The sequence below is a fragment of the Xanthomonas sp. NCPPB 901 genome, from assembly GCF_056725085.1.
Window position 1 is genome coordinate 4,454,282 of the sequence record NZ_CM161511.1, and the last position, 20,123, is coordinate 4,474,404.

Here is a 20,123-nt window from a genome sequence, read left to right on the forward strand (position 1 = left end):
ATCCGACCACCACGGCGAACCAGGTCAGCGACCGCAGCCCGATCGGCATCCGCGTCGGTACCTCCCGAGCGCGCCCGGATGGAAGCGCGACAAGCACGTCCGGGCGAAAACGACGGGCTCGGCCGCCGCGCCGGGTGCATTGCGGCGCGGATCCGAACCTTGGCGCACTCCGGCCGCAGGAAGCGCCGTGTCCACATGGCCGGCGCGTTCAGACACCGCCGCGCTCGTGCCAGGCAAGAAAGCCCCCCATCTGCAGCGCGTAGGACAATGTCTGCAGATACTCGCCGCGCCGTGGCTCGGCTGCGGCGGCATCCTGCGGCCAGCGATCCAGCAAGGCCTGCAGGCGCGGCAGGTCGAGGACGCGATTGGCCGATGGCGAGGTCCGCACCACGGCCAGCTGCCGCTGCATCGCGCCGCGCTGCGCGCTCAGACGTGCGAACCAGTCGCCGTGCTGCACGCCGACGGCCCGGTTGGCATGGACCTCCGGCGGCCCGCCGCGCGCGGCCAGCAACCGGCGCGGCAGCGAGCGACTGACGCCATCGCGCAGGAACTGGTCCAGCGGCAGCGCGCCGAAGAACTCGATCACCCGGCGATCGCCGAGCGGCATGCGCATGTCGATGCCGGACAGCGCGCGCAGCGCGCCCCAATCGTCCATGGCGGCGGCGTTGCCCAGCAACCAGTCGCGCAGGGCGTGCAACGATCGATGGCGGCCGCCCAGGCGGATCCGATAAAGGCTTCGGTCCAGCGTTCGATGCAGGCCGAGTTCGCGCGCAAATGCGGGGTGCAACAGCGCATCGCGCTCCCACACCGCCGCCGGCAGCCGATGCCAGTAGCGCAGCAGTGTCACCGGCGCGTAAGGGCGCAGCAGGTAACGCTGCAATGTCTTGCGCAGACTCAGTCCCTCGCGCTTGCCGAAGGCGCGTGCCTGCGTCAGCAGCGCGCCCCACCGACGCTCGCGCCACAACTGCTGCAGCCGAAGCAGACCGTCGTAGCTGAAGAACGCATTGCCCAGTTCGCCCCCGATCAGCACCTGGCCGCCGCGCGCATGCAGGAAACGGTGCAGCGGGAAGAACCAGGCCATGTTCAACGGCGCGCGCACCGGCTGGCCGCTTTCCCGCCACCAGCGCTCGGCATCGTGCTCGCCCCAATCCTCGGCATCGTCACCGACGATGCGCCAATCGATCCCCGGGTGGCTGGCCGCCAGCAGGCGCGCGCGCGGCGTCTCGTCGTAATAGTGGGTCGCGGAGGCCGCCGCGGTCGTGGCCTGCGGCACCCGTGTCAACGCAAGCAAGCGCGCCGGTGCCAGTTGCCGCGCAGCCGAGAGCGCGACCGATCCGCTGTCCAGCCCACCGGTCAGACAAGCCGCCACCGGCCCTCGTGCACGCAGCGCATCGGCGACGGCCCGGTCCAGGACGTCAGCCGCGGCCACCTCGACTTCCGCATCGTCGCGCATGCGCAACGAGCCCGCATCCGGCGGCGACCACCAGCGCTGGCGATGCGTCGCCTCGGGAGTGAGCACCAGCGCATGTGCCATCGGGACGCGATCGATGGCGCGATAGATCGTGCGTTCCGGCCGCGTCCGGTCCATGATCAACTGATCGGCCAGGATCTGCTCGTCCAGCGCCCACGACATCCCGGGCAGCGCCAACAACGCACGCAAGCGCGTGGCGAAGGCGATCAGGCGCGGTCCGCGGTGCACGAACAGCGGGCGCAACCCCAGGATGTCGCGCGCCAGCAGCAAACGCCGGCGATCCGGCCGATACAGCGCCAGGGCATAGGAACCGTACACGCGCTGCAATGCCCCGATGTCCCAGCGCTGCAGCGCCTCCAGCAGCAGCATGCCGTCGGTGTCGGACCTGCTGGCGGGCGCTCCCAGCGCGTGGATCAATTCACTGCGCGCGGCCAGCACGACATCCGCGGCCAGCACCGCGCCGGACGCACCGACCCAGGGCATCGCCTCACCAGCATCCTCTGTGGTGACGACACGCTGACGGTGGACGATCGCCATCGGCCCGTCCTGCCACACCCGCGGCGGACCAACCCCGCGCCCGTCCAGTGCCGTACCGAGCCGCTGGAGGTCTGCCGGCGTGACCGGCGCATCGTCCAGCCGCCAGACGCCGGCGAACTCACTCATTACGCCAAGCCGGGACCGCTCAGGAACCGGTCGTCGGACCGTTGCCGTCGTTACCAGAAGTAGCGTTGGTCGCGGTCTCGTCGATCGCAAGGAAGGCCACCGTCGGTGCCGACCAAGGCATGCGCCCGTCTTGCGCAGCGGATGGGGACACTCCCGGGTTGTGCTCGTTCATCGCAAGTTCCTTCTGTCTTCAACGGGCCGACTCGAGTAGCCGACTGCATGGAGGACGACTCCTGGATCGAAGCAATCGCCAGTGCAGACACCTCCCCGCCCCCTGCGGCTGCGCCTGACGCCCGCCAACGATCCTGGCGGCAGGCTAAGCTGGTGCTGCCTTGGCTACATTACCACCGCATGTCGCTCCCTGCCTACACATACGTTTTCAGCGCATGCATCCTGTCCATGTGCATCACAGCCCACGGCATTCCAGGATAGCGATCACGGATGAACCTGCCGCAGATCCATTGGCGACGCTTGCTGTCGATCCACGGTGTCCGTCTGCTGTACCGCGCACTGCGCAACCGCGAGGGCCGAACCTACGCGTGGTTGCACGCAACCTCCGCCGCTCCCCTGTTCCAGGACTACGCCACCACCGCCATGGACCGGTATCCGGCACTGTTCGCGTTCGCGCAGGCGTCCCTGGGCGCGGCGACCGATCTGCGCCTGCTCTCGTTCGGCTGCGCCAGCGGCGAAGAGGTGTTCAGCCTGCGCACGTACTTCCCGCAGGCCGCGATCACCGGCCTGGACATCCATCCCGGCCACATCGCCACCTGCCGGCAGCGGCAGCGCACGCACTCCGATCCGGGGCTGAGCTTCCGCGTCGCCGGCAATACCGCGGACGAAGCCGACGCGGCCTACGACGCCATTTTCTGCCTGGCGGTGCTGCGTCGCGGCGACCTGGCCAGGCATCGCGGCGAACGCTGCGAGCATCTGATCCGCTTCGAGGACGTGGAGGCGCAACTGCTGGATTTCGCCCGCTGCCTGCGCCCGAGCGGACTGCTGGTGCTGCGCCATGCCAACTTCCGCCTGCGCGACACGCAGGCGGCGCGCTGGTTCGATCCGGTGCTGAGCGTGCCGACGCAACCGCGCGCGGATACCCCGCTGTTCGGACCGGACAATGTGCGTTTGTCGGTTCAGTTCGATGAGCAAGCCGTGTTTCGCCGCCGCGCCAAGCCCAGCGACTGATCCGGCGCAAGAACTCCCGCAGTGCCGGCACCGCTTTTCAGCGCAGGCGTTTCCCGGGTAAGGTGCCGCTTCCTGACTCGCACGCCTCCGCATGAGCATCGATTCGAATGCCGTGATCGCGCAGACCCCTGGTTGCCTGGCCGCCGAGATGGGCGAGGAACTGGTGATCATGAGCCCCCAGCGTGGCTTGTACCTTTCGCTGGATCCCATCGGCAGGCACATCTGGTCGATGCTCGCAGCTCCCTGCACGCTCGCTGCCCTGTGCGATCGTCTGTGCACCGACTATGCAGGCGCGCGCACGACCATCGAAGCCGACGTGGTCGCGTTGCTGGACACCCTGCGCGACGCCGGCGCCATCGAGATCCGCGCCTGAACTGCGCAATCGGCAACGCGGCGGCGATGGCGCAGGCGCGCGATTATCTGCTGTGCGGCTGGCGTGTGCGCAGCACCCTGTCGCTGCCGGAGCTGCCGCCTTGGCTGGCTGCCGCCAGCGCCGATGTCGGCGTCGATGTGCTCATCGAGGAAACGCAGGTACCAGACCGTCTCGACCCAACCGAACCACCAGGCACCTGGCTGAGCATTGGCACCGACGGCTCGGTGCTGCTGCAGGTTCCCGATCTGGTCCGCATTCATGTGCAAGGCGGACGCTTCATCCGGGTCCAACGCCTGGATCGCGACGACGACGGTTGGCGGCTGTTCCTGCTCGGTTCGGCGCTCGGGTACCTGTGCCTGCAACGTGGACTGTTCCCCCTACATGCCGCCTGCCTGCGCGTCGGCGAACGCACCCTGGCTATCGCCGGCCACAGCGGCGCCGGCAAGTCCACGCTGTCGGCGGTACTGCTGCAGCGCGGCCACCGCCTGCTCAGCGACGACCTGACGGTCATCCAGGACGACGACCACGGCATCACGGTGCTGCCGGCCTTTCCACGCCTGAAGCTCTGGCACGACACGCTGCACGCCCTGCATATCTCCAGCGATGGATTGCCACAGGTGCGCCAGGGCATGGACAAGTTCGATCTGCGCCCGCACGCCGGATTCGATGCGACGCCCGCACCGCTGGATGCGATCGTGCTCCTGCAGGACGCGCCGGAACCACGCCTGCAGCGCTGCTCGCCAGCGGCGGCGTTGCCGTTGCTACACGCCAATCTGGCCCGGCCGCAGGCGGCCGCCCGGCTCGGCCTGCGCGCCACCACCTTCGCGCAAGCCGCGGCGATCGCACGCCAGGTACCAATCTGGCGCCTGCAGCGACCGCGCCGCTTCGAGGCACTGGAGGCCACCGCGGACTTGATCGAAAGCGGCCTGGCGTGAACCGGCGCGGCATCGTCTGGATCGCCTCCTACCCGAAATCCGGCAACACCTGGGTGCGCTGTCTGATCTCCAGCCTGCAGACCGGCGCCGCACGCATCGACCTCGGCAGCCTGGGTCGGACCCTGCCCAATGCCGCATCGCGAAGCTGGCTGGAACGCTTCGTCGACGTGGACAACGGCGATCTGCTTCCGGCTGAACTGCACCGCTTGCGTGCCGCCGCCTATAGCCGTTGCGCGGCGCATGGCGTCAGCCTGCTCAAGGTGCACGACCGCTACGACCCGACCCTGTTTCCTGCGGACGCAACGCTGGGCACGGTGTACATCGTGCGCGATCCGCGCGACGTCGCGCCCTCCTGGGCCGATCACATGCGCGTGGACCTGGACACGGCGATCGCGCGGATGAGCGATACCGAACTGGTCATGAGCCGAAGCCTCGCCGGCTACCAGCCACAGACCCCGCAACGTTTCGGTGCCTGGTCGAGCCACGCGGCGTCGTGGCTGCAACGCGCACCAGGACCGTTGCTGCTGCTGCGTTACGAGGACCTGCTGGCGCAACCGCTGCAGGAAGCGGCGCGCCTGGCCGCGTTCCTCCGGCTACCAACCGCGTCGCCGCATCTCGCACGCGCGGTCGCGGCCTGCCGCTTCGAGGCTCTGCGCGAAACTGAAGCGCGTGAGGGCTTCATCGAACGCCGCCGCGGGCAGGCACGATTCTTTCGTCGGGGCCAGGCCGGCACCTGGCGCGAGACGCTCGACACCACGCAAGCCGAGCGGCTGCGCGCCGCTCATGGCGTCGTGATGGCCTGGCTGGGCTACTAGGCCGAGGCCCAGGCCATGCGCCAACCGACACCGGTATCGGCGACCGCCTCGAAGCCGAGCCGCGCATACAGATCGACAGCAGGATTGCGCTTGTCGACCTCCAGCACCACGTGCCGACCTTCTGCCGCGGCCTGCTTCAGCACAGCGTCGATCAATATCGTGCCGATGCCCCGCCCCTGGTGATCCGGCGACAACAGGATATCCAGCAGACACAGTTCGCCGGATGCGCCATGGCCCAGGTAGAGCCTGCCCGCCAGATGTTCGCGCTCCATCAGCACCAGGAACAACCGCTGCGCGTGGGTCATCGCGTAATGGCGCTGCTGCGCATCGAACTGCTGATCGAGCAGCGCTTGTTTCGCAGCATCGTCCCACGGCAGCATGGCGAACGTCGCCCAGCGCTGGGCGCGGAACATGGCGCGCAGCTCCGGCACGTCGGCGCTGCATTCAGGACGCATCGCCATGCCCCGCGCAAGCAATGATGCCGGGCAAGCGAACTGCAATGGCATCACGGCTTCGATGGAAAGATGCCGTCGTTGACGCAGATGCAGTAGCGAATCGTTGTGAAAGGCTGACGATTTTCGTGCACCTGCGCCTGCTGCGCATCTGACGGAAAAGGCGATAGTGCCGTGGACGCCAGATCCACAATAGGTTGAGTCGCCGGCGCATACGCCTTGTACGAGGTCGGCGGCGACGTCGTAGGATTAAGCAAGCGCGACAGGTACGCGATCGGGCTGGGCGTGCTGACGGCAGCCCCCGGCCAAGCCTTGGGCGGCAGGAACTTGCTGGTGATGGTATGGGTATGGGCGGGCAGCTGCGTCAGCGATAGACCAACGAAATCGGTGCCATGCGGCTGACCGATGGTGTAGTTGCTCAAACCTGGTCCTTGTCCCAAGCCGATGACCGCACGGCCGCGCAAATCCGGCAAGCCGAACGTGTTCTGCTTATCGCCGCCGTAAGTGAAGCCGATCACCGCGAACAGTACCGAATACTCGTGGATGCTGAGCAGTTGCCCCATGCAATCGAGCCAGCCTTCCGGCGCAAAGTTGTAGGGAAACGCGCGCACTTCGCCGATAAAGCTATTGGACATGTCGAACTCCTTTGCGATGGTCGGTCACGGCCGCGGCGGGTAGTACCCGTTCAGGCAGATCAGATAGTTCAGCGTCTGCGTCGCCATGCGATTGTTGTGTGGCTGGCTGCCGCCGGCCATGCCCACCGCATTGGCCCCCAACTCAATGTCGGCGGGGTTCGAACCAATCGGGGGGACTAGGTACGCCGTTTCACTCCCCTGGGTGACGGCGAGCAACCGCCCGCCGGGTTCCGGCGAAGATGCAGGGGCATTGAACGCCTGCAGCGTATGCTGATGCGAGGGAATCTCGGCCAGTTGCAGCGTCACCGTCTCGGTGCCGAAATTCTGCCCCAGCACACGCGCAGTCAGTTGTGGCGCCGGCGCACGCGCAATCCCCTGCCCTTGCGAGATCGCCACGCGACCACGTAGATCCGGCAGATTGAAGGTGGTGCTGCCGTTGCCACCGTAGGTGGTGCCAATCAGCGAATACAGCGCCATGTTGTTGTTGATCTGGAGTTGGCGCCCGTCGCAGAACGCCCAGTCCTTGGGCTCGTAATTGCCAGCGAACAGAATGATTTGACCGATGTAGGCATCCATGGTGTCGTTCCTTTGTGGCCAGTGTCAGGGGCGGCGCGGGTAGACGCCTACCGTGCAGATGCAGAAATTCAGCACCAGCGATGGCTGCATGTTGTCATGGGCGGCACCACCACCGGCTCGGCTCACCGAGTCGGCAGCCAGCGCGGCGAACGCGCCGGTTTGCGCATACAGGTTCCGCGACGCCTCGGGTTCGGCCAGCAAGTCATTTCCGCCACTCACTACCGCAGCGGTCGTGGCTGGCGCCGCAACCGCACGCACATCGTGCGTATGCGGCGGCACCTGCGCAGCGGTCAGCGCCACGCTCTCCAGCCCGCCATAGCTGCCGACCTTATAGGACACCGGCGGCGAGGCGAGCGGGTTGACGCCCTGGCTCACCGGCACGCGGCCCCGCAAGTCGGGCAGATTGAACGTGTTAACGCCATCGCCACCGAACTCGGTGCCGATCAACGAAAACAGTATGGAATTGGGGCCGACCGGCAACGAGCGGCCATCGCATGGCAACCACCCATCGGGTGCCCAGTCGATCGGAAACAGGCGAATTTCGCCCACAAACGCATCGGTCTCATTCATAGAGCGGCTCCTCAGATGTCAACACGTCGCGTGCGTCGCGTCGCCGATCGCATGCGTCCCCAACGTTCCCCCAGGCCGCGCAGAGCATCGCGCCGCATGTCAAGGGTATGCTACACAGCGCGCGTGCAACCGATACATCAGTCCAAGACTGATACGCATCGAAACAACCTGGGGAACGAACCGGAATCATGTGTGCGCTGAGCCACTTAGCACGTCCTTCTGCATGCGCGATGCGGCCTCGCCAGCAAATTTTGTCTACACATAGATACAAATCCACTGCAATGCATGATCGACCTCCAGTCTTGGGCACGATTGCCGATCGCGCGCGCGACGCGACACAGCGCCCGTGGTGACGTGCCCGCACACCGGCTCCGGCTGGTCGCCCGCGTTCGACTACGCGCTGCGCGTCCTGCGCGCAGACACCGCATCGTGCGATGCGAGCGCGATCGATCCGCCGGCGTTCGCGCGCGTGCTTGCGCAGCATCGCCTCGCGCTTGCGCTGCCGCCTGCCAACGCACTGGGGGGCATCATGCCGGCGCCGCTCCGCGATGCGCTCCGCCAGCGACAACGGCGCATGCTCGTGCAGACGCTGCAGCAGACCGCCGCGCTGCGCGCGCTCGTGCAGTGCCTGGACGATGCGGGACTGCGCCACTGCCTGCTCAAGGGCCAGGGCTACGCCGCCTTGTTCGGCACCCCGCAGCATCGCGAGGCCTGCGATATCGACGTGTTGATCGATGCGGCCGACCGCGATCGCGTACTGCCGCTGCTGGAACGCCTGGGGTATCGGCTCGACCCCGACGCGGCGCGCGCGCTCGATCGCTACGTGCGCGACAATCACGCCCTGTCCTTGCGCCATGCCGACAGCGGGCTGGAGTTGGAATTGCACCTGCGCCTGGCCAACCAGGCCCGCGAATTTCCGTTGCAACCGGCGGCATTGTGGGACCACCACACTGCCGCCGTGCGCGTGGCCGGGGTGCAGGTGACCACATTGGCGCCACCATTGGCGGTGGTGTATGCCGCCTTCCACGGCACCAAGCACAACTGGCACCGCGCCTTCTGGCTGGTGGATCTCGCGCAGGCGCTGCGCAGCCCGTCGCAGGACTGGGCCGCCACCCTGGCCCTGGCACGGCAACTGGGCGTGGAACGGCAATTGGCCTTGGGCGTCCTGCTCGCCGAGACCGCGCTCGGTGCGCCCGTGCCCGCGGCCTTGCGCGAACCGGCATCCCTGCTGCGCAGCGCCCGCTTCGCCGCCGACACGCTGCTGCCGCACCTGGACGCGCTCGGCTCCGATCGCGGCGCCGACCTGGCCGCCCGGCTCGGCATGGCACGCTATACCCTGCGCCTGTTGTCGCTGCAATCGAACTGGCGCGGCCGCCTGCAGTTGATCCCGTTCCTGCTGGCGCCCACCGAGGACGACCGCCTGGCCACGCCCTTGCCGCGGGCGCTGCACTGGGCCTATCCGGGACTGCGTGCGCTACGTCTGGCCAGGCAGCACCTGCGCAAACGCCGCGGCACGCGGCACAGCCCGGACTGAGTGGCGATCGCGCTCAGATCCAGCCGCGCCGGCGGAACCAGGCCAGCGGCAGCACCACGCTCAGCGCGATCACCAGCAGCGCCCAGTAGTAGGCGTCATGCCATTTCAACTCGGGCATGTGCGCGAAGTTCATGCCCCAGATGCCGACCAGCACCGTCGGCGGGATGCCCACCACCGAGGCCACCGCCATCACCTTCATCACGTTGTTCTGGTCGACGTTGATCATGCCCAGCACGCTGTCGAGCAGGAATTCGATGCGGTCGTCCAGGTGCTGCTCGAATTCGATGAGCGTGGACAGATCCTTGTGCAGCAGGCCGATGCGTTTGGCCGCGCCCTCGCCGAACCAGGCCGGCGCGGCATCGTCCAGGTAGGTGGCCAGGCGCAACAGGCCGTGGCCGGCGTTGTGCATGCCGCCCAGGCGCCGCCCCATGTCGCCGACGTCGTGCAGCATCCGCTCCAGGTGCCGCGCCTTGTGCCGCGCATGCGGCTTGGCGAACGCCGCACGCGTGGTCTCGGTGATCTGCGCCTCCAGCCCCTCCAGGCGGTCGGCCAGGCGCCCGACCAGTTCGTCGAGCAGCCGCAGCAGCAGGTCGTCGGTGCTGCGGCAGGGGCTGTGCTGCAACTGCACGAGCACCGCGTCCAGCGAGGCCATCGGCTGTTCGCGCTGGGTCACCAGCACCCGCGGCGACACTGCGAAGCCCAGCGGCGCGGTCGGGCCGTCGGCGTCCTGGAAGCGCGGCACGTTGAGGAACAGCACGTCGCCCTCCACCCGCACCCGGCTGCTGAACTCGATCTCGCCGATGGCCGCGCGGGTCGGCACGGCGAAACCGACCTTGCGGTCGACCTCGGCCAGGTCCGCCTCGCTCGGCCGGCACAGGTCCACCCAGCATACCGGCGTGTCGGAGGTGCCACCGAGGCGATGGAGGGTGATCATCGGTGCTGGCTCGCGCAGGAAAGGCCGCGAGCATCCGCCAGCGCGCGCGGAGCGTCAACGACTGCCGCGCGCACCGGTTCAGGCTAGGGCGTGTCATCCATCCCCGAGCATGCCGCGCCGCGATTGCGCGCGCCTGTGGCAAGGAAGCGCGAGGAAGTGGACGTGCGTCCACGCCCGAGCGATGACGCGGCCACGGGCGCGCGCAACCGCGGCCATTCGGGTTGGGCCTGGCAGGCGCGCCTGCCAGACCCAACGCGGCATACTCGGGAATTGGTGACCCGCCCTAGGCGCTGCGGCGCTTCAACGCATAGCCCACGCCCAGCAGCAGGAACCACACCGGGCTGGCGAACAGCGCCTGGCGGGTATCGGCCTGCAGGGTCAATAGCACCAGCACGAAGGCGAAGAACGCCAGGCACACGTAGCACATCGCCACCCCGCCGGGCATCTTGAACGCGGAGGCCGCATGCAGCTGCGGGCGCTTGCGTCGATAGGCGATGTAGGCGCACAGGATCAGCGACCAGACGAACATGAACAGCACCGCGGCCAGCGTGGTGACCAGGGTGAAGGCGGTGACCAGGTTCGGGATCAGGTACATCAGCACGGTGCCGCCGAGCAGGCAGGCGCAGGAGAACAGCAGGCCGCGCGCCGGCACCGCCGCACGCGAGAGCCGGGCGAAGCCACGCGGCGCGTGGCGCTCCTCGGCCAGGCCGTAGAGCATGCGGCTGGTGGAAAAGATGCCGCTGTTGGCCGAGGAGGTGGCCGAGGTCAGCACCACGAAGTTGATCAGGCTGGCCGCGGCCGGCACGCCGGCCAGCACGAACAGCTCCACGAACGGGCTCTTGCCCGGCACCACCTCGCGCCACGGCGTCACCGCCATGATCGCGACCAGCGCCAGCACGTAGAACACCAGGATGCGCACCGGGATCGAGTTGATCGCCTTGGGCAGGTTGCGGCGCGGGTCGGCGGTCTCGGCAGCGGTGGTGCCGACCAGTTCGATGCCGACGAAGGCGAACACCGCGATCTGGAACCCGGCGAAGAACCCGCCCAACCCCATCGGGAACATGCCGCCGTCGTTCCACAGGTTGGCCAACGAGGCCACGTGCCCGGACGGCGACTGGAAGCCCCAGGCGACCAGACCGGCGCCGGTGAGGATCAGCGCGCAGATCGCGATGATCTTGATCAGCGCGAACCAGAATTCCATTTCGCCGAACAGCTTCACCGTCACCAGGTTCAGCCCCAGCAGCAACAGCACGCACAACATCGCCGGGATCCAGGGCGCCAGCGTCGGGAACCAGAACTGCGCGTAGGCGGCGATCGCGATCACGTCGGCGATGGCGGTGATGATCCAGCAGAACCAGTAGGTCCAGCCGCAGAAGAACCCGGCCCAGGGCCCCAGCAGGTCGGTGGAGAAGTCGATGAACGACTTGTACTCCAGGTTCGACAGCAGCAGCTCGCCCATCGCGCGCATCACGAAGAACAGCATCACGCCGATGATCAGGTACACGAACAGGATCGAGGGCCCGGCCAGGCTGATGGTCTTGCCCGAGCCCATGAACAGGCCGGTGCCGATCGCCCCGCCGATCGCGATCAGCTGCAGGTGGCGGTTGGAGAGACTGCGCTGCAGGTGGTCGGGCTGGGCGGACGGATCGGTCATGGGCGCAGGCCATCGCGAGGGATTAGCTTGCAAACATAGAAGATGGCGGCAGCGTGCGCCAGCCGCGCGTGACGCGGGCGGGTCCGCGGCGGCACGGCGCGGCGCGGGCGGCGGTACCGGCGATGTCCTGATCGGCGCGCGTGCGGCGCCCCAGATCGGCCCAGGCGGCGGCACTCACACCAATTTGGTGCGCCGCCACCACCGCGTGACCTTTTCCTCGCGCACCAGGGTGAACAGGCCGGCGCCCAGGATCAGCGCGATGCCCACCGCCATCGGCCAGTCCAGGTGGTCGTGGAACAGCCAGTAGCCGAAGCCGATCGCCCACAGCATCTGGCTGTACTGGGTCGGTGCCACCGCGCTGATCGGCGCCGCCTGCGAGGCGTACATCATGAAGATCGCGGCCAGGCCGGCGAGCAGGCCGTAGCCGGCCAGCAGGATCCACTGCTGCCAGGTCGGCCAGACGAAGGTCGGCAGCATCAGCAGGCCGCCCATCAGCAGCGGGCCGAGTACGCCGGCGCCGTACAGGGTCAGGCGCTTCTCGCCGGGCCCGGCCATGCGCAGGCTGATCACCGACACCGCCCCCACCAGCCCGCAGACGATCGCCGCGACATGGCCCTGGCCCAGGTGCCGGAAGCCCGGCCGCAGCACCACCAGCACCCCGATGAAGCCGACGATCACCGCCAGCCAGCGCCGCCAGCGCACCTCCTCCTTGAGCAACAGCACCGACAAAACGGTGACGAAGATCGGCATCAGGAAGATCAGCGCGAATGCCTCGGCCATCGGCAGCAGGGTGAAGGCGGTGACCGCAGACAGGTTGCCGGCCGCGCCGGTGAACGCGCGCAGCAGCCAGATGCTGGGCCGCTGCGCCACCACCACCTCGCGCCAGCGGTCGCCCGGCCTCTTCAGGAACGGCAGCGCGGACAGCATCAGCAGCGCGCCGAAGAACACCACCTCGTAGGCCGGCAACGACCCCTCCAGCCCCTTCACGAAGGCGTCGCTGATCGAATAGGCGGCATAACAGGCAAAACCGAGCAGCACACCCTTGAGCATCATGAGCCTCTTGCGATCGAACGGCGCCCCATACCGGGCACACGGGAACTAGCGCCCATTATGCGGGGGGAACGGAAGCAGCGACCGCGCGAACCGTCCAAGACCCAACAAATTCTTAAGCAATGCGTTGCTATAAGCCTCAGCGCAACCAAGGGTGCGCCCGCGGTTGCATCCAGGGAGCGGGAGTTGCCTCCGTGTCAGGACGACGCGAACCCAAAACCGCTTCGTCGGCCTCCCTGCTGCCTTGAATCCAATCGCAACGCGTCCGTTGCATGCAGCCAGAGACCGCCCGATGCCATCACTGCCACGTTGTCTGCCTTTCCTCCTTTCGGCAAGCCTGATCGGCTGCCAGCCGTCCGCGCAAACCGCACCGGCCGACCACGCCGCCAACGGCGGCACGGACTCGCCCTCCCCTGCTCCAACAACCGACAAGGCGCCCTCGCCGGCGGCGTCCCTTTCAGGGGAGGCATCCCTGCAACCCTTGCTCAAGCCGGGAGACCAGATCCTCGCCTTCAAACAGCACGACCTGACCGGCAACGGCGGGACCGATGCCGTCGCCATCGTCCGCCACGCCAATGCCGATGCATCAGGCAATACCTGCGAGCTGCTGGTCCTGCAACAGGCGAATGCGGCATGGAGCGTGGCCGACCGTAGCCCGCAAGCGGTCGACTGCCTCTACAACGATGTGGCGCGCAACGCGAAGCGCCTGGACGACAACCTGAGCCTGAAGACGCAGGAAATCGTCTACGTCAACCAGCAGACCCGCAGCAATGTCACCTACACGCTGAAATACGACTCGGCCAAGAAAGCCTGGTATCTGGCGGAAGCGAGCAGCACGGCACCTGCAGAGAATCCGCAGAGCGGCGCGATGGACGTCTTCCGCGGAACCGCCAGTTATCCGGCGGACTTCGCATGGACCCCGATCTCGCAGATCGACCCAGAAAAACTGCAGGACGCCATGGACAAGCACCGCGCCGTCGTCCAGTAATCCGATTCTAAGGAGAGAACCATGCCCCGTTTCAACGAAAGTTCGGCGCTGCTGCTCAAGACGGCGGTCGATTCGGGCATCACCTCGCCGACGGAACTGGCCAACCTGATGGGAAATGCCGCCGTCGAGACCGGTCACTTTCGCCGCATGCACGAGAACCTGGGCTATACCTCGGCCGACAGCGTGATCGCCGCGGTCTCCTCGGCCGATGACCGCTTCACCCGCAAACAGGTGGAGGACGCCGTCGCCAGCCGCGATCCGCAGCGCATTGCCACCGTGATGTACGAAAACCGCGCCGATCTCGGCAATACCGAACCCGGCGACGGCTGGCGGTTTCATGGCCGCGGCTATCTGCAGTACACCGGCCGCGATAACTACGAGCGCTACGGCCAGCGCTTCAATGTGGATCTCGCCAACAACCCGGACCTGGCGGCCGAGCCGCAAACGGCGGCCAATCTCGCGGTGGCCTACTGGCGGGATCGCGTGCCGGAGAACCTGCGCGACAACGCCCGTGCAGCGGGCCGTATCATCAATGGTGGCGACAACGGTGCCAACGAACGCGTGCAGGCCGCGAACCAATGGGCCCAGACCATCACGCCCGAACTAATCGCCGACATCCAGAGCGGCAAAATCTCGCTGCAGCAGTTGGCCAGCATGGGTGGGGATGAGCGCAACCAGCAAACCCGGGCGCTGCAGGAGCAATTGGCTGAACTGGGCTATCGCGGCGCCGACGGCAAGCCGTTGAAGCCGGATGGCGACTTCGGACGCAATACGCGCCATGCCCTGAAAGAGTTCCAGCGCGCGCATGGCCTGGATGATGATGCCGTTGTCGGACGCGACACACGGGCAGCTTTGGCCGAGGCCAAGCGCTCGCCCCTGCTCTCCGAAGCCACGCACGCCGACCATCCGTTCTTCAACGCACTGCGCGAACGCATGCCCGGCGCCACCGACGCGCAAGTCGCGCACACCCTGCAAGCGGCCAAGGCCGAGGGCATCCAGGGCCCGCAGCAACTGCAGACGGTCACGGTGCAGGACAAGGTTGCGTTCGTCGCTGGCACCACGCCAGGATTTCGCGCTCGTGTCGATCTGGACCAGACGCCGACGCTGCAGGAAAGCACTCGCCAGGTGGATGCGCAGAATCAGCAGCGCGACCAAGCATTGCAGCAGCCGGCCCAGCAACAGGAACCTGCCCAGGCACGCGGTGGCATGGCGCATTGAACGAAGCTGCCGCGCTGCTCGCGCAGCGCGCGGCACCTGGGTCCCGATGAGATGTGGACCGGAGAGCAAAGCGCTTCTGCCGGATTAGCGCTTTGGGCCGGTGCCGCAACCCTGCCGATGCGTTTCGCACTTAGCGACGGCAAATGCGGCGCTCGCCCGTTGCGATCATCCCCTCTCGGCACCGCGTCGGTTACGATGCGCTCCCGCATCCGAGCCCCGTGCCGCGCCCTTGGCGCCGGCAGATCCCACGTGACCCGCTATTCCGGCCCCCTGCTGACCCGTCCGCTCGCCGCCGCGCTGCTCGCCGCGCGCGATGCCGGCACCGCCACCTGGTCCGGCTCGCTCGACCTGGAGCGCAGTCAGGGTCAGGCGCTGCTTGGCACTGAACGTTGGCAGTGGCAGGGGCGCGACTACCCCTATCCGGGCAAGCTCAAGGACCGCACGCTCTACTACTGGGATGGCGAGGATTTCGAAGCGGTGTCGCGCTTCGGCGGCGCGCTGATCAAGCTGGTGCCGACCGAGTGGGGCGCGCCGACCTTCGAGATCGACGGCATCAAGATGCTGCCCAGCGCGCAGCTGTCGCCGTTCGAGGACGCGCGGCGCAAGGTGGCGCTGGTGGAACCGCGCGGCAAGCAGGTGCTCGACACCTGCGGCGGCCTCGGCTACTTCGCCGCCTGCGCGCTGGAGGCCGGCGTGGCGCAGTTGCACTCGTTCGAGAAGAACGCGGATGTGCTGTGGCTGCGCACGCTCAATCCGTGGTCGCCGGATCCGGCCGCCAGTGAGGGCCGTCTGCAGCTGACCCATGGCGATGTCGGCGCCGCCATCGGCGGCATCGCCGACGCGTCGATGGATGCGATCCTGCACGACCCGCCGCGCTTCGGCATCGCCGGCGAACTCTACGCGCAAACCTTCTACGACCAGCTCGCACGGGTGCTGCGCCGCAGCGGCCGGCTGTTCCACTACACCGGCACGCCGAACAAGCTCACCAGCGGCCGCGACGTGCCGCGCGAAGTGGCCAAGCGCCTGGAGAAGGCCGGCTTCGCCACGCAGCTGGCGCTGGACGGGGTGCTGGCCACGCGCCGCTGAAGCCACGTCGCGGCCGAAACGTCAGATCGACGCCAGGAGGTGCTCGCGCAACCAGCGATGCGCCGGATCGCGGTGCACACGCTCGTGCCAGAGCATGGCCATTTCGTAGCCGGGCAGTTCCAGCGGTGGCGCGCATACTTGCAGGCCGGGCTGCCCGCGTGCCAGCCGCTCGGGCAGCATCGCCACCAGGTCGCTACGCTGAAGCGCGGCGACGACGAACAGGAAATGCGGCACCGACAGCACCACGCGGCGCCGCAACCCACGCGCGCGCAGTGCCGCATCGGTGACGCCGCTGAAGCCGCCGCCGTCGGGCGAGACGATGACGTGGTCGAGCGTGCAGAACTGCGCCAGGCTCGGCCGCCGCCGCAATCGCGGATGGCCGGCACGGCCGACCAGCACATAGCGCTCGGCGAACAGCGTGCGGCGGTGCAGGCCGGGCGGCGCGTCGGCGACGGTATGCAAGGCCAGATCGATCTGGCCCTGTTCGGCCTGCTGCGCGATCGTCGGCGGCGCCAGCTGCAGCACCGCCAGCCGGGAGCCCGGCGCCACCCGGCGCAAGGCGGCGATCGCCGGCAACAGCACGGTCGAGGCGCCGTAGTCGGTGGCCGCCACCTGCCACAGCGTCTGCGCCCGCGCCGGATCGAACGGCGCTTCCGGCGCCACCGCCTGCTGCAGCGCCTGCAAGGCCTCGCGCAGCGGGGCGCGCAGCGCCTCGGCGCGGGCTGTGGGACGCATCCCGCGCGGTCCCGGCAGCAGCAGCGGATCGTCCAGCGCCTCGCGCAGCTTGGCCAGATGCACGCTGACCGAAGGCTGGGACAGATGCAGGCGTGCCGCGGCGCGGGTCACGTTGTGCGTGTCGAGCAACGTGTCCAGCGTCAGCAGCAGGTTCAGGTCCAGGCGTCGCAGATCAACCATCGCAATAGCGGACATTAAGGTAATTCATTTCCACTATAGCGAACGAGGGCCTAGCGTGGAGGCCCCCCTCACCGAGCACCCGCATGAACGTCTTGCTGGTCTACGCCCATCCCGAACCCGCCTCGCTCAACGGCGCCCTCAAGCAGGTGGCGGTGCAACGCCTGCAGAACGCCGGCCACCACGTCCAGGTCTCGGATCTGTACGCAATGGACTGGAAGACCACGGTCGACGCGCAGGACAGCCTGGACGGCGCCGCGGAGGCGCGCTTCGATCCCTCGCGCGACTCCCAGCGCGCCTACGCCAGCGGCCGCCAGCGCGCGGACATCGCCGCCGAGCAGGACAAGCTGCGCTGGGCCGACGCCCTGCTGTTGCAGTTCCCGCTGTGGTGGTTCTCGATGCCGGCCATCCTCAAGGGCTGGGTGGACCGGGTGTATGCCTGCGGCTTCGCCTACGGCGTCGGCGAACACTCCGACACGCACTGGGGCGATCGCTACGGCGAAGGCACGCTGGCCGGCAAGCGCGCGATGCTGATCGTCACCGCCGGCGGCTGGGAATCGCACTACGCGCCGCGCGGCATCAACGGGCCCATCGACGACCTGCTGTTCCCGATCCAGCACGGCATCCTGCACTACCCGGGCTTCGACGTGCTGCCGCCGTTCGTGGTCTACCGCAGCGGACGCATGGATGCGGCGCGTTTCGCGCAGACCAGCGCGGCGCTGGGCGAGCGCCTGGACACGCTGTTCAGCGCCGCGCCGATCGCCTTCCGCAAGCAGAACGGCGGCGACTACGCGATTCCGGCGCTGACCCTGCGGGCCGATCTGGCCCCCGGCCGCAGCGGCGTCGGCATCCATGTCGTCAGTACGGACGCGCAACCAGCAGCGACCTCCGAGCACACCGCGTCGACGTCGGCGACGTAGCGCGGCGGCGACGCCGCACATGTAGGATGCGGACGATCGCCCTCCAGCAGGAACAGCCTCGCCGATGCCCGCCGCCGTCTTCGTCCGCCTGCTCGCCGTGTGCAGCGCCGTCTTGCTCGGCGCCTGCGCCACGCAGGCGCCGCGCGTGCCCGAGCGCACGCCCAGCGAGGTCAAGGCCGACATCGCCCGGCGCATCCCGGCGACGGTGCCCGACCGCCGCGGCTGGGCCGACGACGTCTACGTGGCCCTGGCCTCGCAGAACCTCGGCACCAGCGCCGCCAACATCTGTGCGGTACTGGCGGTGATCGAACAGGAATCGACCTACCAGACCAACCCGCCGGTGCCGGGGCTGGGCAAGATCGCACGGGCGGAACTGCAAAAGCGCGCGGCCGCGCTGCATGTGCCGGCGTTCGCGCTGGAGGCGGCGCTCAAGCTGCGCGGACCGGATGGCCGCAGCTATGCCGAGCGTCTGGCCGCCGCACGCACCGAACAGGATCTCAGCGCCATCTTCGAGGACATCGCCGGCAGCGTGCCGCTGGGCCAGCGCCTGTTCGGCGATCTCAACCCGGTGCACACCGCCGGGCCGATGCAGGTGAGCATCGCCTTCGCCGAGGCGCATACCGACGGCTACCCGTACCCGCTGCGCGACAGCGTGCGCCATGCGGTGTTCAGCCGCCGCGGCGGCATCTGGTTCGGCACCCGCCACCTGCTCGGCTACCCGAACGAGGCGGCGATGCTGTACCGCTTCGCCGACTTCAATGCCGGCTGGTATGCCAGCCGCAACGCCGCGTTCCAGGCGGCGCTGGCACGCGCAAGCGGCATTGCGCTTGCGCTCGATGGCGATCTGCTGACACCAGGCGCCGACCTCGACACGCCCGGCGCCACCGAGCGCGCCGTGCGCAGCCTGGGCACGCAACTGGGCATGGACGCGCGCAGGATCCGCCGCGAACTGCAGCGTGGCGGCGAGGCGGATTTCGCCGACAGCGCGCTGTATCGCCAGGTGTTCGCGCTGGCCGACCGCGATGCCGGCCGCCCACTGCCGCGCGCGGTGCTGCCGGGCATCGCCCTGGAAAGCCCGAAGATCACCCGCAAGCTCACCACCGCCTGGTTCGCGCAACGCGTGGCCGAACGCTGGCAGCGCTGCCTGGACAAGTGATGCCGCGGCGATCCGGCGGCCGCGTGCTACGTCGGCTTGCGCAGCGCCATGACCGACCAGCCAAGGGCGACGGCCAGCGCCAGCAACACGAGGCTGAGGACACCGTCCCACGCGATCGAGAACCAGTAGTGGCCAGGATCACTCTGCAGCAGATGGATCCGTGGCGGGCCGATGCGCGATCCACCGATGTACACGCCGCTCAGCAGTGCCTTCGCCAGCAGGTACAGCTTCAACACCGCGCTCGCGCCGATGGCCGCGGCCACCAGCAGCAACACCGGCCGTTGCAGACGCGCGACCAGCCGCTGCGCGCGGCTGGGTGGCGGTGCGGGCGGCGGGTGTCGTCGTTGGCGTTTGCCCATGGCCTCCTCGCCTGCGCTGGGGGCTGCATTCTAGAACGGTGGCGAAGAACGCAGCGCGCGATGGAGTACCGACGCAGCGCATCCGCAGGCGGCGCAGTGCATCACCTGGATCGCGGCGCCTGCGCTATCGCGCCGTGCGCTGCCGTGGCGCGCCGAGCAGGCCGATCCGGCGGAACCACAGTTCCAGCGGCACCGTGACCAACGGCGGCAATGCCGCCAGCAGGCTCAACGCCCATGCCCACCAGGGCCAGCGCAACCGCAGCGCCGCGACCAGGCTGGCCACCACGTACAGCAGGAACGCCACGCCATGCAGGCGGCCGAACAGCCACACGCCCAACTCGGTGGTCTGGGTGCCGTACTTGAGCAGCATGCCGAGCAACAGGCCGGCCCAGGTCAGGCCTTCGAACACGGCGGCAACGGCGAACAGCCGGCCCACCGGCGACAGCGGAGCAGAAGAAGACAAGGACACGCGCGACTCCAGTAAGGGAACGAGGCCGCGACGCGATGGCGGCGGCGACGCCCGCTGGCGCCTGCATTGTAGAGCGTGCCGTCGCGCTTGGTGCACAGCCGCGACGCGGCCATGTCACACGCGGGACGTGCGCAGCAATCGCACCAATCCGTCATCGCCCCGTCGGCGGTG

At 68.3% G+C, this 20,123-nt stretch carries 21 protein-coding genes; 10 read left to right on the forward strand and 11 right to left on the reverse strand.

Annotated features, from left to right (window positions below):
- Positions 1-208: 208 nt before the first annotated feature.
- Positions 209-2,224, reverse strand: a complete 2,016-nt coding sequence (locus AC1PME_RS18930; RefSeq protein ID WP_481096693.1) for an asparagine synthase-related protein — start codon at positions 2,222-2,224, stop codon at positions 209-211.
- 351 nt (positions 2,225-2,575) lie between these two features.
- On the opposite strand from AC1PME_RS18930, the gene AC1PME_RS18935 reads away from it, so the two are divergent.
- The 4 genes from AC1PME_RS18935 (at position 2,576) to AC1PME_RS18950 (ending at position 5,439) form a co-directional block, all read left to right on the forward strand.
- Entirely contained in the window at positions 2,576-3,316 is a 741-nt protein-coding gene (locus tag AC1PME_RS18935) for a methyltransferase (protein WP_481096694.1), read from the forward strand.
- Positions 3,317-3,407: 91 nt separating this feature from the next.
- Positions 3,408-3,689, forward strand: a complete 282-nt coding sequence (locus tag AC1PME_RS18940) for a PqqD family protein (protein WP_481096695.1) — start codon at positions 3,408-3,410, stop codon at positions 3,687-3,689.
- A gap of 26 nt (positions 3,690-3,715) precedes the next feature.
- Positions 3,716-4,624, forward strand: coding sequence for a hypothetical protein (locus AC1PME_RS18945; RefSeq protein ID WP_307546787.1), 909 nt, complete (start codon positions 3,716-3,718; stop codon positions 4,622-4,624).
- Positions 4,621-5,439, forward strand: coding sequence for a sulfotransferase domain-containing protein (locus AC1PME_RS18950; RefSeq protein WP_481096696.1), 819 nt, complete (start codon positions 4,621-4,623; stop codon positions 5,437-5,439). Before AC1PME_RS18945 ends, AC1PME_RS18950 begins: the two co-directional genes overlap by 4 nt.
- On the opposite strand, the gene AC1PME_RS18955 is transcribed toward AC1PME_RS18950, so the two are convergent.
- Genes AC1PME_RS18955 through AC1PME_RS18970 form a run of 4 tightly spaced genes read right to left on the reverse strand, consistent with a single transcriptional unit; the run spans position 5,436 to position 7,672 of the window.
- Positions 5,436-5,945: an N-acetyltransferase family protein gene (locus AC1PME_RS18955; RefSeq protein ID WP_481096697.1), complete on the reverse strand. Its 510-nt coding sequence runs from the start codon at positions 5,943-5,945 to the stop codon at positions 5,436-5,438. The two genes, AC1PME_RS18950 and AC1PME_RS18955, sit on opposite strands and share 4 nt — an antisense overlap.
- Positions 5,945-6,526 carry a phage tail protein gene (locus AC1PME_RS18960; RefSeq protein WP_481096698.1) on the reverse strand — a complete coding sequence of 194 codons (582 nt, stop codon included), beginning with the start codon at positions 6,524-6,526 and terminating at the stop codon, positions 5,945-5,947. Before AC1PME_RS18960 ends, AC1PME_RS18955 begins: the two co-directional genes overlap by 1 nt.
- A gap of 24 nt (positions 6,527-6,550) precedes the next feature.
- Positions 6,551-7,102, reverse strand: coding sequence for a phage tail protein (locus AC1PME_RS18965; protein ID WP_481096699.1), 552 nt, complete (start codon positions 7,100-7,102; stop codon positions 6,551-6,553).
- 24 nt (positions 7,103-7,126) lie between these two features.
- Positions 7,127-7,672: a phage tail protein gene (locus tag AC1PME_RS18970; RefSeq protein WP_481096700.1), complete on the reverse strand. Its 546-nt coding sequence runs from the start codon at positions 7,670-7,672 to the stop codon at positions 7,127-7,129.
- Between the two features lie 349 nt (positions 7,673-8,021).
- On the opposite strand from AC1PME_RS18970, the gene AC1PME_RS18975 reads away from it, so the two are divergent.
- Positions 8,022-9,206: a nucleotidyltransferase domain-containing protein gene (locus AC1PME_RS18975; protein ID WP_481098152.1), complete on the forward strand. Its 1,185-nt coding sequence runs from the start codon at positions 8,022-8,024 to the stop codon at positions 9,204-9,206.
- Between the two features lie 13 nt (positions 9,207-9,219).
- On the opposite strand, the gene AC1PME_RS18980 is transcribed toward AC1PME_RS18975, so the two are convergent.
- From AC1PME_RS18980 to AC1PME_RS18990, 3 genes are all read right to left on the reverse strand, one after another.
- Positions 9,220-10,140, reverse strand: coding sequence for a CorA family divalent cation transporter (locus AC1PME_RS18980; protein ID WP_481096701.1), 921 nt, complete (start codon positions 10,138-10,140; stop codon positions 9,220-9,222).
- A 283-nt stretch (positions 10,141-10,423) separates the two neighbouring features.
- The gene (gene cycA / locus AC1PME_RS18985; protein ID WP_254459374.1) at positions 10,424-11,794 is read right to left on the reverse strand and encodes a D-serine/D-alanine/glycine transporter; all 1,371 of its coding nucleotides are present in this window, start codon (positions 11,792-11,794) and stop codon (positions 10,424-10,426) included.
- Between the two features lie 174 nt (positions 11,795-11,968).
- Positions 11,969-12,844: a DMT family transporter gene (locus AC1PME_RS18990; RefSeq protein ID WP_481098153.1), complete on the reverse strand. Its 876-nt coding sequence runs from the start codon at positions 12,842-12,844 to the stop codon at positions 11,969-11,971.
- Between the two features lie 292 nt (positions 12,845-13,136).
- Here AC1PME_RS18990 and AC1PME_RS18995 point away from each other — a divergent pair, with 292 nt between their 5' ends.
- The 3 genes from AC1PME_RS18995 to AC1PME_RS19005 all read left to right on the forward strand — a co-directional run bounded on the left by AC1PME_RS18995 (position 13,137) and on the right by AC1PME_RS19005 (position 16,136).
- Positions 13,137-13,832 carry a hypothetical protein gene (locus AC1PME_RS18995; protein WP_481096702.1) on the forward strand — a complete coding sequence of 232 codons (696 nt, stop codon included), beginning with the start codon at positions 13,137-13,139 and terminating at the stop codon, positions 13,830-13,832.
- Positions 13,833-13,853: 21 nt separating this feature from the next.
- On the forward strand, positions 13,854-15,050 hold the full coding sequence (locus tag AC1PME_RS19000) for a peptidoglycan-binding protein (protein WP_481096703.1): 1,197 nt from the start codon (positions 13,854-13,856) through the stop codon (positions 15,048-15,050).
- A 195-nt stretch (positions 15,051-15,245) separates the two neighbouring features.
- On the forward strand, positions 15,246-16,136 hold the full coding sequence (locus tag AC1PME_RS19005) for a class I SAM-dependent methyltransferase (RefSeq protein ID WP_481096704.1): 891 nt from the start codon (positions 15,246-15,248) through the stop codon (positions 16,134-16,136).
- Between the two features lie 21 nt (positions 16,137-16,157).
- On the opposite strand, the gene AC1PME_RS19010 is transcribed toward AC1PME_RS19005, so the two are convergent.
- The gene (locus tag AC1PME_RS19010; protein WP_481096705.1) at positions 16,158-17,066 is read right to left on the reverse strand and encodes a LysR family transcriptional regulator; all 909 of its coding nucleotides are present in this window, start codon (positions 17,064-17,066) and stop codon (positions 16,158-16,160) included.
- A 68-nt stretch (positions 17,067-17,134) separates the two neighbouring features.
- Here AC1PME_RS19010 and AC1PME_RS19015 point away from each other — a divergent pair, with 68 nt between their 5' ends.
- A complete protein-coding gene (locus tag AC1PME_RS19015) occupies positions 17,135-17,968 on the forward strand; it encodes an NAD(P)H-dependent oxidoreductase (RefSeq protein ID WP_481096706.1) in 834 nt (277 codons plus the stop codon).
- Between the two features lie 64 nt (positions 17,969-18,032).
- Complete coding sequence (locus AC1PME_RS19020) at positions 18,033-19,124, forward strand: DUF1615 domain-containing protein (protein ID WP_481096707.1); 1,092 nt, start codon at positions 18,033-18,035, stop codon at positions 19,122-19,124.
- Positions 19,125-19,150: 26 nt separating this feature from the next.
- On the opposite strand, the gene AC1PME_RS19025 is transcribed toward AC1PME_RS19020, so the two are convergent.
- Both AC1PME_RS19025 and AC1PME_RS19030 read right to left on the reverse strand, forming a co-directional pair.
- Entirely contained in the window at positions 19,151-19,483 is a 333-nt protein-coding gene (locus AC1PME_RS19025) for a hypothetical protein (RefSeq protein WP_254459381.1), read from the reverse strand.
- A gap of 124 nt (positions 19,484-19,607) precedes the next feature.
- Positions 19,608-19,946, reverse strand: a complete 339-nt coding sequence (locus AC1PME_RS19030) for a DUF3817 domain-containing protein (protein ID WP_254459382.1) — start codon at positions 19,944-19,946, stop codon at positions 19,608-19,610.
- Between the last annotated feature and the right edge of the window lie 177 nt (positions 19,947-20,123).